Below are 15,812 nucleotides of genomic sequence, written 5' to 3' on the forward strand. Positions count from 1 at the left end.
AACCCCTAGTTTTAGCCTTGACAGACCACTAGTGGCCTATTCGTCGAGTAGTTGGAGCGCAATATCCCAAAGCTGTCCGAAAGGAACGATCTCGGATTCAAGGTCCTGCCGTGTTTCGGAAATGGGCATTGCCTCCATTCTTTTCCGCAACTGAGCTGTTCTCCGTACTACTGCAATCCGATTGAACCCGCAGGCAGGTATCTTGTGCAGCATTTTCAGGAAACAATTGCGCCGAAAATCATCATTTTTTCTCAAGTATCGGTGGGTGTATGTCTTAAGGGCTTCCATCCGGTCTATGATCTCTGAATACTTCCTCTGCTGCAGCAGAAAAAGGACGTGAATGGTCAGTATCGTTATGTTCGCTCCTGTCTTGTCTTTGGTATATTTAGGTACATTATTCAGCAGCCGTGTCAGCCGAAACCTCCTATTGGAAGTTGGCTGCTGGCTTACCATGCCTATTTCAAAGAACAAATGGAGATAGGCATCATAAATCCGCCATGCTTCGAGGCTTTGCGCAGGCAGCCAGTCAAACTGATCTGTATTATAAACGGTTTCCAGGACCTCTAGTGCACGCTCATACTGCTGCGAATGAAAGTATAAGATAATGGCATACTCCTGGACTTTAAAATAGTTGTTCTTTCCTTTCCGGGTCAGTCCCAGACAGTACTCGATTTCCTGCTCGGCCCGTTCAAAAGCATGGAGGGCAATGAGGCTTGGTATTTTCTTGAAAGAAAAAGAAAACAGCGCAACCGATGAGGAACGGTCCTTCCTGCTTTTGAAGTAAGCAATTGCATGGTCACAGCTTTTCAGCAGTTCTTTGTGGTCATAAATAATCTGGTGCTGAATCGTAGTGATGGAGAAACCATATAAAAACAACTTGTACCCGCTATAAACACTCATTTGGTGCTCTGCTATTCGGGCATAGTCTTTGGCTTTATCGTAAAACTGTTCCCGGTTTGACTGAGGCGCATTAAAGTACATCACTAACTCAGTATACTTACCTTCAAGGCTCAGCTCCGCCTGATAGACAGGTTGATAGACTTGAATTAACTGGTCGAAGTATTCAAATGCTTTCACCTCACCTTCCATAGCTCCATAATGGTAACGCAGGATTTTGGCCATTTGCAGTATGATATCAGAAAACTCGTATTTGACAGCTTTTCGGATCGTCATTCTGGCGAGTGCAACCGCTGCTTTGCGGCTATACCCCGCTATCAGTATCTGCACAGCGGAGGCGTAACGGTAACAACTGTAGTAGGCACGTTGGTATTCAGAAAAATCCGGCTGGCTTAAATCGACGAGAAAGAGCGTGTTCACCAGCTTTTCACGCAGTTTCCGCTTCAGGCGGTTGAAATAATGCCTGTGGTATCTCGAATGGCCGTAAAATGCGCTCGAAGCTTCCTCCTCGTTTTTGTACTTGTCTTTTTGCAGGCTACGGTACAGTTTTTCTACACTGGACCGCACTTCCCCCCGTATTCCCCAACACCTCAATCTGTTTGATTTTATTAGGAGAGACCACTTTTGCCAGACTTATCAATTCGGCGAACTTCATCAAAGCATGATTTTTATCCCCTTTAAGTTACTGTTTTCTAAGTTGTTATTGCCCGAATTTTTAAAAAATCAGCATAATCTGCCCTGTCTTACTTTTGCTGATGTTCATAGTAAGTGAACTGTAGAGCTCGGAGTAAATGTGTACCTGGAAACGGAAGAACTGCAAAAAGCAGACGTGATTCCCCTTTATTTCGTTCCTTATATCTTCCAAATCCAGGGCTCACATTTCTCTTTCCTCTCTAACATGAAAAGCCCTTTCGCATTTGATTTGCGAAAGGGCTCTTTCTTTTGAGTCTTGTCTCTAAACAAACTCCCCGGAGTACTTCACAGAAAATCCGGCGGGCGGTTACTCCTTAATTTAGAATCCGCCTTCTTCCTTTTTGACACCTGCAGGCGGGTCCATCTCCACATCATCTGGCTGCGCCACCCGGAATTCCACACGGCGGTTCATGTAGCTGTTGCCGCTTGGTACCAGCAGCTCAGACTCGCCCTTCCACTGAACGACAAAGCGGCCACGGCCGATGCCATGGTTGGACACCATATGATCAACAACTGCTTTGGCACGAAGGTAAGACAGCTCATCATTATAGGATTCCGGTGCAGATGCATCCGCAAAGCCGGTCACCACAATTCTCAGCTGAGGATTGCCTTTCATCATACGGGCGATGGAAGCCAGCGTTCCGTAGTCTGCATATTTAATGCGGTCACTATCGGTGCCAAAGTGGATCATTGGCAGAAACCATTCGGTCATTTGACCACCACCGGCTCCACCGGACTCATTCTGCCGCAGCTGGTAATTTTGCAGCTCTTCTGAAATAATTTCCCGGACACGGTCTTCGCTCACGCCACCGCCAGGCACAGAAGTAGGATTGACCACTACGCCTTCCTCGTTCACCCGCTCACCCGGGCGTGGAGGGAAGTAAGGCTCCCGGTCTTTGTAGTCGGGCACGCCATCGCGGTCGCTATCAAGCGTGCGGCCCTTAGTATCTACGGGTACATCAGGTGGGGTGTTTGGCTCCTGGTCAATAGCATCAATCACACCATCACCATCGGAATCCTGAAGGGCAGCGCCCTGGTTTTTCTTGATGTTATCCAGCTCGTTCATCACGTTTTCCATTGGGTTTACCCAATACAACGGAGGAGAGGCTTTGGTCGCATTGCCAATATTGAAATTAAGCCGGACACTAGTGTAGTTGAGCATGTCCCGGGAAAGGGTGCGGTTGCCGCCCCCCTGAATGGTTTGCCCGTCAATATTGTCGCCCAGGGAGCCCATTGGGAAAAAGATCTGATGCTCCAGGCCAATATTCATCCGGTCACTGATACGGAAAGCTATACCGGCACCGGTAGCTACATGAGGGGCAATGGAAAAAGCAGGGTCTGTCAGGTCACCACTGCGCTGATCTACATTCACTCTGGGCTTGAAGGCAGCACCACCTACGCCAACCAGGGCGTAGAGATTGGTCTTACGGGTAGACCGGTTCCAGCGAAGGTTATTGGCTGAGATAATACCAAAAGCCGTACCGGAAATATAGGTGGTTTCGTGCTCGAAGAAATCGTCATCAACCGGATCACCTTCTTCTCCACGGGCTGAGCCGTAAAAGCCATCGAAGCGGACCGAGAAAACGTAGTCCAGTGATTTTCTAACGTGGAAACCCACGCCATAACTGGGCTGATGAGGCACATCGCCACCTACAAAGAAGTAGCCACCGTGCAAACCAAATTCAATCATGTCTTTCGGGGTACCGTAATCGGCACCAGATTCTTCTTCTTCCTGAGCATGGAGGACGGCAACTCCAATGAAGAATAAAAGAGTCAGCAGAAGGGTACTTCTCTTTGTCATAGTCATAGGGATTAATGTTAATTTAAGATGAGATAACAGAAAAGGCTTGATAGGCTATGCCTGCCAAACCTTTAACGTTGCCGCCATTTGGGGGGCAATTGTACATCTTTTTCTTTTCGTTTAATTACTTAAATCGGTAAAATGATCGCGATCTGCCGGCAGCATATGATGCCCTAAGTGCATGCGCACAACTGCCGTACAGAAAGATTAAGACGCAAAGTTACTGCATAATTCTACGCAGTCCAAACCATTGGGTTGCATCTACTCATATAAATTCGATCTAAAAATAGCAATAATTTTGGTTTCCTGTACTATTCACTAATTGTTCGCCTCTATTTTGAAGGCCTCACCACCCGGGAAAACAAGATCAAACGGCAACCGGCTCCGGTAAAGCCATCAGGTGCTGCAGTGCATCGCTTAAAGCATTGGAAGCAATACGGTTACTATTGTCCGGGTATTGTTCTTTCAGCCGCTCCAGTGCACCACGAATCGTAGCCGACACATCACTAAAGATGGCTTCATCCGTCATTTCTGCCTCTGCCTTCATGAAGTAGGCAAACACCCGGGCCATGCCACAGTTGGCGATAAAGTCGGGAATCAGGCTGAGTTGCTGATCCGTCCAGACCGCTGTTGGGCCAAAAAATACGCCATCATCGACAAAGGGTACGTTGGCACCACAGGAGATGACCTCTGCACCACCTTCAACCAGCTGCTCTACCTGCTCGCGGGTGACCAGCTTCGAGGCTGCTCCCGGAATAAAGATGTCAGCACCCAGGGACCAAATCTTTTCATTGACTTCTTCAAATGGCAATAATTCGTCCGCAACGAGTTTATTCCCCTGCTTGCGGACAAAGAGCTCCTTTACTTCTTCCATGCCCAAACCTTCCCGGCTAATCACGCCGCCCTCCCGGTCGATAATGCCCAGGATGCGCGCGCCCGAAAGCGAAAGGTAGCTTGCTGCTGCTGAAGCGACGTTGCCCCAGCCCTGAATAATGGCGGTTTTGCCTTCCAGGGAAGTACCATGGTAGATCTCATAAAAATGGCGGACCGACTCTGCAACCCCAAAACCGGTAATCAAATCCGCAACGGCATACTTATGCCCATCGGGCACGAAACGGGGATCCTCTACAATTTTTGCGCAGCCGTAGCGCAGCTGTCCGATAATTTTCACCTTATCGCCACGGGTGGAGTTGAGATGGCCATTCACAATACCTTCCTGCGGATGCCATAGCCCCAGGCGCTCGGTAATGGGGATGACGTCTTTAAGCTCATCCACATTGAGGTCGCCACCGGTGCCGTAGTACGTTTTCAGAATAGGAAGTGCGGCCGCGTACCAACGTTGCAGTACCTCATTGCGGCGGGGATCGGAAGGGTCGAAATTGATGCCGGACTTGGCGCCGCCAATCGCCGGGCCGCATACGGAAAACTTTACTTCCATCACCTTAGCCAGAGAGATGACTTCTTCTTTGGTTAGCCCTTTACGCATCCGTGTGCCACCGCCCGCAGCACCATTACGAAGGGAGTTGATGACAATCCAGCCTTCGGCTTCCGTCTCGGCGTCTTTCCATTCAAAGACAATCTCAGGCTGCTTGGCTTTATACTGTTCGAGTAGATTTTGCATGAGCTTTGGTTTTCCTGGTTAACAAGGCCCTGCAAAAGTACAAAATAGTTCGTACACTAACTATCTTGCATGGGTGCGTTTTCGCCATTCCAGATAGCCCAGCGCCAGGAGGCATAGCAAAGCGGAAGCCAGGAAAACTTCCGCAAAATTAGCAGGCGTATTATCGTATACCCAGGCAGAATAGAGCGCGCCTCCCCCAATGCCCACCTCCAGAGCGATATAGGCGGTGGCCATTGCCCGGCCACGGTAACGGCTGTCACTTCGGTCTACCACCCAGGCAAATGCAGTCGGGCCAAGTACTCCGGTACAAAATCCGAGGGCTCCAGCCCCCACCATCAGCATCAGGGGGCTATTGGCGTACCCCAAAAGCACTAAAGCGCCGGCAGTAAGGATGAGGGATAGCTGCAAAACAGGCTCCCGCCCGAACCGGTCGGAGGAACGCCCGGCAATCAGGCGGGACAGCAGCCCCATCGCGGTGAAACTGGTAAAAAACAGCCCTTTGTTGGCCATACCCAGATAATCTGCCTGATCGGGCACAACGGTAAGCAATACTCCAAAACAGGCGTAGGACAAACCAATAATGATCGCTGGCGGCACCGCAGTAGGCTCAAGGAAATCCTTCCATCCCACCCTTAGCAGCCCTGGCCGGAAAGCCTGCCGCTCAGGCAGCGTCTCCTTCATCCCCATCAGAATCAGAATGGAAAGCAACGCTAATCCGGAGGACACGTAAAACATCAGGTCTATGGAGTAGGCCAGCACCAGCCAGCTGCCTACCGGCGGAAAGATAGAGGAGCCCAGGTTCATGCTCACTCCCAATATACCCATTGCTTCGCCCCGGCGGTATGGGGGCGCAATATCAGCTACACAAGCGGAAGAAGCCGTAGGTTTAAACCCGGTGGAAAAGCCATGAAAAAACCGTAGCCAAAGAAACCCGGCTACCCCGGAAACCAGGGGGTAAAGCAAACTGCAAACTACACACACCATGGAGCCAAAGACCATGACCGGCACCCGCCCCACTGTATCGGTCAGCCGGCCGCTGAAGGGGCGGGACAACCCCGCCATAAGTGTAAAGAGCGCGATAATCAGCCCCTTGTAATCTTCACCGCCCATGCTTTCGAGGTACGCAGGCAGCTCCGGGATAATCATGTTGAAACTTCCCGCAAACAAGGCATGGCTCAGGCATAACAGCCAGAATTGGGTCGTGTAGAGTGGCTCCTTTTCCGTATGCATGCGCAAATATAGAAACCACACCCTATCTTTACCCGCCGTACAGACAAAACCTATGCCTTCTTATGCTTCACAACTGGCTACAACCACTTAAACCGCTGGCTTCTTCTTTTCCTGATGATTGCCTGGGCAGTACTATTCAGCGGTACGAACGGACTTTCCCGGCTCTGGCCAAGGGCTCTGTTGCGATCCTCGGCCTGGGCGCCGAACAAGCCGATGTGGTCCGGCAAAGCCTGTATGCCCTCAAAAGCCCCTTTGAAGGTTTGCCTATCGCGGATCTGGGCAATGCCCGCAAACAGGAAAGCATTTTTCTTATCCCGCTTATTAAGGAATTGCTGGAAAGCGAAGTGATGCCCATTCTCATCGGCAGCCATCCGGCGCAGGCACTGGCACAATATAAAGCCTATCAGGAACTGCAGTACCTCATCAATCTGGTGGTGGTAGATGAGAAGGTGCCTTACCACACTACTGTACGTGATACCGGCACTTTTTACCTTCAGGAAATTATCGATAGCCCGCGCTCCAGCCTTTTCCACCTGAGCTTTATTGGCGGGCAGGCCCATTACCTTTCTCCGGCCACGCTAACGGCACTACAGAAGCGGTACTTTGACTATGTCCGTTTGGGCAAAGCCCGTTCAGAATTGCCGGAGCTCGAGCCGATCATCCGGGACGGGGACCTGCTGAGCTTCAACCTCTCTGCCATCAAGGGTATGGAGGCCCTGGGGCAGGAACGCCCCTCCCCTAACGGCTTCAGCAGTGACGAAGCCTGCCAGATTGCCCGCTATGCCGGCATGAGCGACAAGCTGAAATCCTTTGGTATTTATGGCTTTGAGCCACAAATGGATTTCATGGAGCAGACCGCCCAGCTCATGGCTCAAATGATTTGGTACTTCATTGATGGGTACCTCCACCGAAAGGGGGACTTCCCGTCAACGATGGAGGGCCTGGCGGAGTATATCGTGGAATTCAAAGACCACGACTACCAAATCACTTTCTGGCGGAGCGAGCGCAGCAACCGGTGGTGGATGCAGGTACCTGTAAAAACGCACCATCAGCTGCAAAGGCACCGCCTCGTACCTTGTTCCTATAACGACTATCTGGAAGCTTGTCAGGGTAAACTGCCCGAACGCCTGCTTCAGGCGCTGGAACGCTTTAACTAAGCAAGCCCTCCAGCTTGTTGCTCCGCGAGCCTTTGATCATGATGTGCACGCCCTGATAATCCTGCTGCTCAAACCAGGTCCGTAAGGCTTGTACATCAGGGAAGTACGGCAAACCAGCTGCCTTTGCCGGTGCCTCAAATGCCTTGCCAACCAAAAGCACAGACGCCAGGGGCTGCTCCAAAGCAAGCTCTACTATTGCGGCATGTTCCTGCTCGCTATCTGCCCCCAGTTCCAGCATTTCCCCCATAATTGCGATGCGCTGCGACGCTTCCATCTGAGCAAAGGCCAGCAGGGCATTGCGCATACTTGTCGGATTCGCGTTATAGGCATCCATAAAGTAAGTGTTCCCGCCTTTTTCAAAAATCTGCGTCCGCATATTTTCAGGGAGATATGCCTCTACCGCTGCCTTTATCTTTTGCCCCGGCACCCCAAAGTGCATCCCCAGGGCTGTAGCAGTCATTATATTGTTGAAATTATACCGCCCGATGAGCTTACTACCGGATTCCACCCTGCTGCCGGAGACCGGATCCCGAAAAGCGAAGGACAAAAAGGGCTGTTCTCCTGTTAATTCCACCGGGAGATACTCCTCAGCATCCCATGCACCGCTTCCGTAATTGACATGCCGCTTACAGGGGGAAGCCAGGTCCTGCAAAAATCGCTCGTCCTGATTGATGAAAACCAGCCCCTCCCGCTCGGCCAGAAAGCGGTACAGTTCTGACTTGCCTTTTTTTACGCCTTCTATGCCACCGAAGCCCTCCAGGTGCGCCTTCCCGATATTGGTGATCAGCCCGTGAGAAGGTTCTGCAATCCGGCTTAGCTCATCAATCTCACCCTGATGGTTAGCCCCCATTTCGATTACAGCAAACTCCGTATCCCGGGGCATCGCCAGCAGGGTCAGAGGCACACCGATGTGGTTATTGAAATTGCCCTGCGTGAAGTGCAGCTGATACTTTTGGCTGAGCACCGCCGCTACCAGCTCTTTTGTAGTGGTCTTCCCGTTGCTCCCGGTAATGCCCAGCACCGGGATATCAAACTGCCGCCGGTGGTGCCGGCCCAATCCCTGAAGGGCCTTCAGGGTGTCTTCCACGAGCAGGTAGCGCTCTCCATTCACTACGGCAGGATCATCAACCACCGCGTAGGACGCCCCTTTTTCCAAAGCCTGAGCGGCGTACTGATTCCCATCAAAGCGATCGCCTTTCAAGGCAATGAAGAGATCGCCGGTATTGATTTTCCGGGAGTCCGTGGTCACGCTCCCGCATGCAACAAAAATCTGATAAATTTCCTCGATTGACTTCATGGTAGTTTGAACGTATTAAAAAAAGCCTTCATCCCGGCTCGGACCGGAATGAAGGCTTTCAGTATACTTCACTGATACTTAGTCGATACAAGCATCAGCAAGTTGGTTAATATCTTCTGCTGCCGCGCTTGCGCTTGGTGTTGAATTGGTGCCCTCCAACATCATCATTGCCGCTCGGTGAGCCGGTACGGGTCATCGCACACCGGAAACCAATGGTACGCGAGGATTTGTTCTGATCCAGGTAACGACGTGCACCCGGAGACAACCAGAATGCACGGTCTGCCCAGGACCCGCCTTTATAAACACGGGTCTCATCACTGACTAACGTATGCTCACCCGTGGCGTAATAAGCCTGTGACTGCTTATCGCCGTCCAGGTAGTTGTATACTTTACCCGTTTTGTAGTTGTCGCGGGTAGCAGCTTCTTCGTCAGTCACATAGCGATAGCGCAAACGGCCGAGGCTGTCTTTCTCCACCGGGCGGCCATCTTCATCCAGCTCCATTTGCTGGAACTCGCCACCACGGTAGGCATTCAGGTCGTGGTTCTCCGTATCAGACAGCGTAGCGCTTGTCAGTGGGCGGTAGAGGTCCAGCACCCATTCATTGACGTTGCCTGCCATATTGTACAGGCCAAAGTCATTAGGCATGAAAGAACGGACCGGCGCGGTGATATGCGCATCGTCATTCAGGTTACCGGCCATACCCATGTAGTCACCTTTGCCACGCTTGAAGTTAGCCAGGATTTCACCCTGATACTTGTCGCGCTTCTGGTAGCGAACGGTATTTCCATCCCATGGATAGAAACGGCGGTCAGAGATCCGCTCGTCCTTCTCCGAGGTTTGATTGCCCTGCAGGGCCAGCGCCGCGTATTCCCACTCTGCCTCTGTGGGCAGGCGGTAGTCCGGCATCACGATACCATCCTCGAAACGTACCGGGCGCTCTCCGCCGGTGCGCAAATCTTTCAGGTTCTTACGGACATCCCCCTGATACTGACCAACAAGGTAAGACTCCGTTACGAAGTTGTCTTCGTCTTTTTGCTCCGTGTTGAGGTTGAGGATACCTTTTTCAACCAGGATCATTTCGTTCACCCGGTCAGTACGCCACTTACAGTATTCGGTGGCCTGTACCCAGCTCACACCTACCACGGGGTAATTGTCATATGATGGGTGACGCAGATAGGTTTCTACGAAAGGCTCGTTAAAAGCCAGTTCTTCGCGCCAAACCAGGGTATCCGGCAGGGCATTGCGGTAAACCTCCGGGTAAGACTCCCCAAAGACACGGTCAATCCAATAGAGGTATTCCCGGTAATCGGTATTGGATACCTCCGTTTCGTCCATATAGAAAGAGGAGACGGTAACCCGGCGTGGGATGTTGTTCCAATCGTAAGTTACGTCTTGCTCAGTGAGGCCCATTGTAAAGGTACCCCCTTCGATCAGCACGAGGTTAGGCCCTGCGACCTGCCCATCGTAATCGAGTTTTTCATAGCCTCCCCATTTAGTGTCGTTGTACTTCCAGCCTGTTGTGGCAGAGCGTTCCCCACCGCCACAGGAGCTGAGCACGAGCGCTGCACCAAAAAGAAATGCGCTAAACTTCAGCAGATTTTTCATTAGTAGAAAATTTGTTTTTGAGAATCGACCAACAAATACATTTAATATCAAAAACAGCTTTTTCAAAAGCCATTATTTGAGCATGAAGTGGCAGGCACTCAGGATTGGAGCGTAGTACGTTACTATTATCCGACCACCACATTTTCCTTTGAGGGCGGGAAATTAGCAATTTATGATGGCATAGGGAAATGAACGCTGCAAATTAACGCCATTTACATGCCGATACACCAAATCCGGCGCTGCCGTAAGCCGAAAATTTTTAAATAGTGGCGAGCCACTGTTTTCCTTCGCGCCCAACCAGCCGGGGCTAGTTGAACATTTTAAAGCAATTGTTATAGCGGGACGTTTTGCGCCGCCGCTGAGCTTCCTTGCTGTCCTCAAAATTAATCGTGAGGGAAAGCTCGTGGGTCCCTCCGGTATTGCCTAACGTCAGGCTATTGAGCGTGAGGTCAAAGCTGTAACCGAAGCGGAAGACGCCGTAACGGACGCCAAAAAGGGCGATCGCTGCATCGGCATTATTAATGGTGTGCCGGTACCAGGCACCTCCAAAAAAACTTCCGACCCCAAAATACGCACCTCCGTTGATTTGTGCAAACTCTCCTTGCCTTACTGCAAGGAAGTTCGGAGATACAAACGCACTATTGCGGCTATTATTGCCTGCAATCAGGGGGATTTGCCAGCCACCATGCAGCGTAATACGCAACGGCAGCCCCGCTCCCAGGTTCTCATTAATATCAAGAAGGCTTTCGTCCGGGCTGTTCAGGTGTTTCAGGGACAAACCCGCGTAAGCATTTTCGCTGTTGAACAGCAGCCCCGCTCCGATATCAACTGCGGTATTATTGAGGTTGACCGGGCGCTGTTCCTCGGTGGGGGCAGGCACACCGCCCCCGCCGGAAGCGCCAGTGATGGGGTCGAGCTGATCCAGAAAAATGAGCTGATCCCAATCGAGGCTCGACTGAATCATCCCGGCTTCCACCCCTATACGGACAGCGGATGTACGGTTAATTTTTATGCGGTAGCTGTACACCCCATGAAAGCGAGTAGTATTGTAGATGCCATTGCCTGCATCATCGCCAAGAACAACAATCCCGAAACCGCTGTTCAGGTCCTCCAGCGACTGCTCGTAAGCTACGGAGTAGGTTTCGTACCCACCTTCGTAGTCCGCCCACTGATTGCGGTAATTTACGGTAATACGGGGTGCAAAAGTCGTACCTGCAAATGCCGGATTAACCTGCATAGGGGCGGCAAAAAACTGACTGAACACCGGGTCCTGTGCATCAAGTGCAGTTGCCGTCAGTACTGAACAAAAAAGTATGGTGAGTAGTCTTCCCATTAGGCTGTTTATTGGTCAATTGGTTCCCGCAACAAGAGAAATCATGCGGAGGCGACATTTCCGTATCTCTTAACGAGCAATACACGCTAACCTTCGCCGTTTTTCTGACAAACCTTCTAATTTTACAAAAGGCTCAGGCAACATACCAAATTTTTCGAAACTGGTTCGGCATGAGACTGTTAATTTTAAGGCTTAGCTAATTGCTTGACAAAAGAACTGCCCAACTTTTCAAAGAAGTATACTATGAAAATTTTTAACACCTTGTGTTTATTCCTGATCCTGGCAGCGCCCCTCCGGGCACAGCTCCCTATGGAAATCTCTAAAGAACTGGACTGGACATCCGAGCCACAGCGCGTTCTGGCCGATGGCCGGGTAGCGCATTACTGGGCTTTTGATGGAGCCATTCAGGGTGATGATGTCCTGCCGATCTTTTACCAGCGTTTCAAGGTGGAAGGACAGGGACAGATCCGGGTGGAAGTGCTGGATGCCTCCTATACTTCCTTTGGTTGGGAAAAAGCGCCCCTGGCTGCGGAAAACCTGGGCGAACAGCTGAACTTTGAAACCCGGGTCAACCGCCACCGGGAGGGGTATTACGGCAGCCTGAGCTTCGTGCCCATCATTAAAAGCGGTAGCCGTTACGAGCGGCTCAGCAGCTTTAAATTGCGCATCAGTTTCCGGCCGGACCCGGGCAGCAACCTCGCTTTCCGCGGGCCCAACAATACCGAGACCTCCAAGCTGAGCGATGGCGATATTTACAAAATTGCCGTTACCGAAACGGGCATGCATAAGCTGACCTACACCTTCCTAAAGGATAAGCTGGGCATGGACATTGACAATATCGACCCGGCCCGGATTCAACTACTGGGCATACCGGGCGGGCAATTGCCTTATTACTCTGAAGCTCCAAGAACGGATGACCTCGCAGAATTGCCCGTTTGGGTGTCCGGTGGCAATGACGGCAGTTTTGACAATGGCGATTACCTGGTATTTTACGGGCAGGGGGCTAGCATATGGGCTTACGACGAAGACGAAGGGAAGTTCTTTTGGCAGCAAAACCCTTACGATAGAGCCAATTACTACTTTATAAAGGTAAGCAGCAACAACGGGCAGCGCATTGCCGAGCAGCCTTCAATAAGCAATACAGCCTACACCACTTCCTCTTATAACAACCGTAGCGTCTTTGAGCCGGAAGAAATCAACATCTTCCACGAGTGGTCCAAGACACAGGGTGCTGGCAAGGCATGGTTTGGCGACCACTTTAAAGTAGCCCGGGAATATACCTACCCGAACCTGTTCCAGTTTGACAACCTCGTACAAACCGAGCCCGTCTATGTGGATGCCCGGCTTGCCTTGCGTGCCCGTATTGGCTCTTCCTTCCTAATGGATGTGGCAGGTCAGACCCTGGAGAGCAACCTGGCGAATTCCACCCCCGCTATTAATACGTCCTCTGACAATACCTCTCAATATGCCCGCTACGCCAGAATATCCGATTCTATTTTTGTGAACACCAATAGCAGCGACGTCACCTTGCGCTACCCCTTTCCACAGGGCAGCGGTGATAACAGTGAAGGATGGGTCGATTGGGTGCAATTTAATGTACGGTGCAATTTGATCTACAGCTTTACCGGCGCTCAAACGGCATTCCGCGACATCGAAACCCTGAATTATCCTTCCTCCTCCTTTGAGCTGCAGAATGCCAATGAGAACCTGCAGATTTGGGATGTTTCCGCTCCTCTGCAGCCCCGGGCGCAACAGTACAGCCTCTCGGGCAACATTCTGCGCTTTGGAGTGGAAACCAGCAGCCTGCGCGAATTCGTGGCTTTTGACCCTGCTGGCAATCTGTTGGTCCCCGAAGCGATTGGAGCGGTGCCGAATCAAAACATACACGGCATCACCGATGCAGATATGATTATCATCTATCATCCGGATTTTGAGGCAGGAGCCTTGCGCCTGGCTGAACACCGGGCAGATTTTAACAACATCTCCATAGAGCTGGTCACGCCGGAACAAATTTTCAATGAATTCGGCGGAGGCCGGGCAGAACCTACAGCGATCCGAGACTTTTGCCGCATGCTTTACGACCGCTCCGATAAGTTCAAATACTTGCTCCTGGTAGGAGATGCCTCCTTTGACAACCGGGATATTTATGAGCTGGGCGGCAACTTTGTGCCCTCCTATCAGGATGACAGCCTGCACCCGGTTTTTGCTTACCCTACGGATGACCTCTACGCGGTGCTTTATGGCAGCAGCTCCAATGACCCGCTGCGGGGCGACCTGAATATTTCGGTCGGCCGGCTGCCCGTAAAATCCAATCAGGAACTGGAAGGCATCGTCGACAAAATTGTACACTACGACGAAAGTGCAAGTACCCTTGGAGACTGGCGAAATCAGCTGGTTTTTGTAGCCGATGACGGAGATACGAATACGCATCAACGGGACGCAGATGACGTCGCAGAGGCCGTTCAGGCTCAGGCACCGTTCATGAACCTCGAAAAAATTTATCTGGATGCATTCCCCGAAGAGTCTACGCCCGGTGGAGAGCGCTACCCACTGGCTACCGAACAGCTCAACCGGTCTGTCTTCAAAGGTGCATTTGCCGTGACCTACCTGGGTCATGGTGGCCCCAAAGGCTGGGCACAGGAGCGGGTGCTCAATATTTCGGATATCTTGGGCTGGGACAATAAAAACAACATGCCCATCTTCATCACTGCTACCTGTACCTTTACTGGATTTGACGACCCCTCCTTCGTTTCTGCAGGAGAAGAAGTGCTGCTCAACCCGCGGGGAGGAGCGCCAGCTTTAATGACTACCGTACGCCCTGTTTTCACAGGGGGAAATAAGCGCCTGACGGCCAATGCGATGGAATATATCCTGTCAAAGTCGGAGGAAGGGCTGCCCTACACGGTGGGAGAAGCTTATCTGCTCGGAAAAAACCAAACAGACGATACAGATAACACCCGAAAGTTCACCCTCATCGGCGACCCGTCAATGCCTTTGGCGCTGCCCAGGTACAACGTAGCCACTACATCCGTCAATGGCGTGCCGCTCAACCCACAGGATTCTTTGCGAAGCGATACCCTGCGGGCACTGCAAAAAGTAACGATTGCAGGAGTCGTACTGGATAATAACGGGAATGTGGATACCGACTTCAACGGCATCGTCTACCCCACCCTGTTCGACAAAGCGCAAATCGTCAGCACTCTGGGGCAGGGCGAGAATAGCGTATTCAATTACCGTATTCAGAATAATGTGATTTTCCGGGGCCGGGCGTCGGTCGCTAACGGGCAGTTTGAGTTCACCTTTGTAGTGCCTAAAGATATCAACTACGAGCTGGGCAGCGGCAAAATCAGCTACTACGCAGCCGATGAAAGCCGGATGCTCGATGCTGCCGGGTCTTACGAAGCCATTCAGATCGGCGGGACCGACCCTAATGCCATAGCCGACGATATGGGGCCACAGGTGGAAGTTTACATGAACACAGAAGACTTTGTATTTGGCAGTGTGGTAGACCCCAAACCGACCCTGCTGGTTAAGCTTAGCGATGATAACGGCATCAACGTGGTGGGCAACAGCATCGGCCACGATCTGGAAGGCGTGCTGAATGAAGACACCCAAAATGCACTGCTTCTCAACGACTTCTACGAGTCAGAGCTCGATGACTACACCAAGGGGACCGTTCGCTACCCGATGAATGAACTGCCGGAAGGCCGTCACCGCATTGAGGTCAAAGCCTGGGATGTGGCCAATAATTCCGCGACGGGCTATACGGAATTTGTCGTCGCCGGATCAGGAGAGGTCGCCCTGCAGCATGTACTCAACTACCCCAACCCGTTTACCGACCGCACCTGTTTTCAGTTTGACCATAACCTGGCCAATCAGGAAGTCGACGTGCTGATTCAAATCTATACCGTTGCCGGCCGCCTGGTCAAAACCCTGCAGCAAACGATGGTTACCGATGGTGCCCTGCGGCAGGACGACTGCATTGAGTGGGATGGCCGGGACGACTTCGGCGATCAGCTGGCCCGGGGCGTTTACTTGTACAAGGTAAAGGTAAGGGCACTTGGCACCGGCTTGCAGGCACGCACCGGCGAGAGCGAGTTCGAGAAGCTCGTAATTTTGAAGTAATTTGCAATATGTTAATTTTTTTAACTCCTGAAATGCAACCTTTGGTACGCCG

Annotated in this window: 9 protein-coding genes; 2 read left to right on the forward strand and 7 right to left on the reverse strand. The window is 51.5% G+C overall.

What is annotated here, in order from left to right:
* Window positions 1-36 precede the first annotated feature (36 nt).
* The 4 genes from IX84_RS03830 to IX84_RS03845 all read right to left on the reverse strand — a co-directional run bounded on the left by IX84_RS03830 (window position 37) and on the right by IX84_RS03845 (window position 6,242).
* Entirely contained in the window at window positions 37-1,464 is a 1,428-nt protein-coding gene (locus IX84_RS03830) for a hypothetical protein (protein ID WP_044216712.1), read from the reverse strand.
* 445 nt (window positions 1,465-1,909) lie between these two features.
* Entirely contained in the window at window positions 1,910-3,391 is a 1,482-nt protein-coding gene (locus IX84_RS03835) for an OmpA family protein (RefSeq protein WP_160213653.1), read from the reverse strand.
* A gap of 367 nt (window positions 3,392-3,758) precedes the next feature.
* Window positions 3,759-5,012: a Glu/Leu/Phe/Val dehydrogenase dimerization domain-containing protein gene (locus IX84_RS03840; RefSeq protein ID WP_044216716.1), complete on the reverse strand. Its 1,254-nt coding sequence runs from the start codon at window positions 5,010-5,012 to the stop codon at window positions 3,759-3,761.
* Between the two features lie 60 nt (window positions 5,013-5,072).
* Window positions 5,073-6,242, reverse strand: a complete 1,170-nt coding sequence (locus IX84_RS03845; RefSeq protein WP_044216718.1) for an MFS transporter — start codon at window positions 6,240-6,242, stop codon at window positions 5,073-5,075.
* 62 nt (window positions 6,243-6,304) lie between these two features.
* On the opposite strand from IX84_RS03845, the gene IX84_RS03850 reads away from it, so the two are divergent.
* On the forward strand, window positions 6,305-7,399 hold the full coding sequence (locus IX84_RS03850; protein ID WP_044216720.1) for an arginase family protein: 1,095 nt from the start codon (window positions 6,305-6,307) through the stop codon (window positions 7,397-7,399).
* Here the strand turns inward: IX84_RS03850 and IX84_RS03855 are convergent.
* The 3 genes from IX84_RS03855 to IX84_RS03865 form a co-directional block, all read right to left on the reverse strand.
* Window positions 7,392-8,696 carry a UDP-N-acetylmuramoyl-tripeptide--D-alanyl-D-alanine ligase gene (locus IX84_RS03855; RefSeq protein WP_044216722.1) on the reverse strand — a complete coding sequence of 435 codons (1,305 nt, stop codon included), beginning with the start codon at window positions 8,694-8,696 and terminating at the stop codon, window positions 7,392-7,394. The two genes, IX84_RS03850 and IX84_RS03855, sit on opposite strands and share 8 nt — an antisense overlap.
* A gap of 106 nt (window positions 8,697-8,802) precedes the next feature.
* Window positions 8,803-10,302, reverse strand: a complete 1,500-nt coding sequence (locus IX84_RS03860) for an SUMF1/EgtB/PvdO family nonheme iron enzyme (RefSeq protein ID WP_044216724.1) — start codon at window positions 10,300-10,302, stop codon at window positions 8,803-8,805.
* A gap of 307 nt (window positions 10,303-10,609) precedes the next feature.
* Window positions 10,610-11,635, reverse strand: a complete 1,026-nt coding sequence (locus IX84_RS03865) for a PorP/SprF family type IX secretion system membrane protein (RefSeq protein WP_052515746.1) — start codon at window positions 11,633-11,635, stop codon at window positions 10,610-10,612.
* 243 nt (window positions 11,636-11,878) lie between these two features.
* On the opposite strand from IX84_RS03865, the gene porU reads away from it, so the two are divergent.
* Entirely contained in the window at window positions 11,879-15,760 is a 3,882-nt protein-coding gene (gene porU / locus IX84_RS03870; protein ID WP_044216726.1) for a type IX secretion system sortase PorU, read from the forward strand.
* Window positions 15,761-15,812 lie beyond the last annotated feature (52 nt).

Source organism: Phaeodactylibacter xiamenensis (assembly GCF_000759025.1).
In the GTDB taxonomy this organism is placed as follows: Bacteria; Bacteroidota; Bacteroidia; order Chitinophagales; family Saprospiraceae; genus Phaeodactylibacter; species Phaeodactylibacter xiamenensis.

What these genes read in the sequence shown, in the direction of transcription:
- IX84_RS03835 (WP_160213653.1), bottom strand. Translation starts at nt 3,391, where the DNA reads ATGACAAAGAGAAGTACCCTTCTGCTGACTCTTTTATTCTTCATTGGA.
- IX84_RS03840 (WP_044216716.1), bottom strand. Translation starts at nt 5,012, where the DNA reads ATGCAAAATCTACTCGAACAGTATAAAGCCAAGCAGCCTGAGATTGTC.
- IX84_RS03845 (WP_044216718.1), bottom strand. Translation starts at nt 6,242, where the DNA reads ATGCATACGGAAAAGGAGCCACTCTACACGACCCAATTCTGGCTGTTA.
- IX84_RS03850 (WP_044216720.1), top strand. Translation starts at nt 6,305, where the DNA reads ATGCTTCACAACTGGCTACAACCACTTAAACCGCTGGCTTCTTCTTTT.
- IX84_RS03855 (WP_044216722.1), bottom strand. Translation starts at nt 8,696, where the DNA reads ATGAAGTCAATCGAGGAAATTTATCAGATTTTTGTTGCATGCGGGAGC.
- IX84_RS03860 (WP_044216724.1), bottom strand. Translation starts at nt 10,302, where the DNA reads ATGAAAAATCTGCTGAAGTTTAGCGCATTTCTTTTTGGTGCAGCGCTC.
- IX84_RS03865 (WP_052515746.1), bottom strand. Translation starts at nt 11,635, where the DNA reads ATGGGAAGACTACTCACCATACTTTTTTGTTCAGTACTGACGGCAACT.
- porU (WP_044216726.1), top strand. Translation starts at nt 11,879, where the DNA reads ATGAAAATTTTTAACACCTTGTGTTTATTCCTGATCCTGGCAGCGCCC.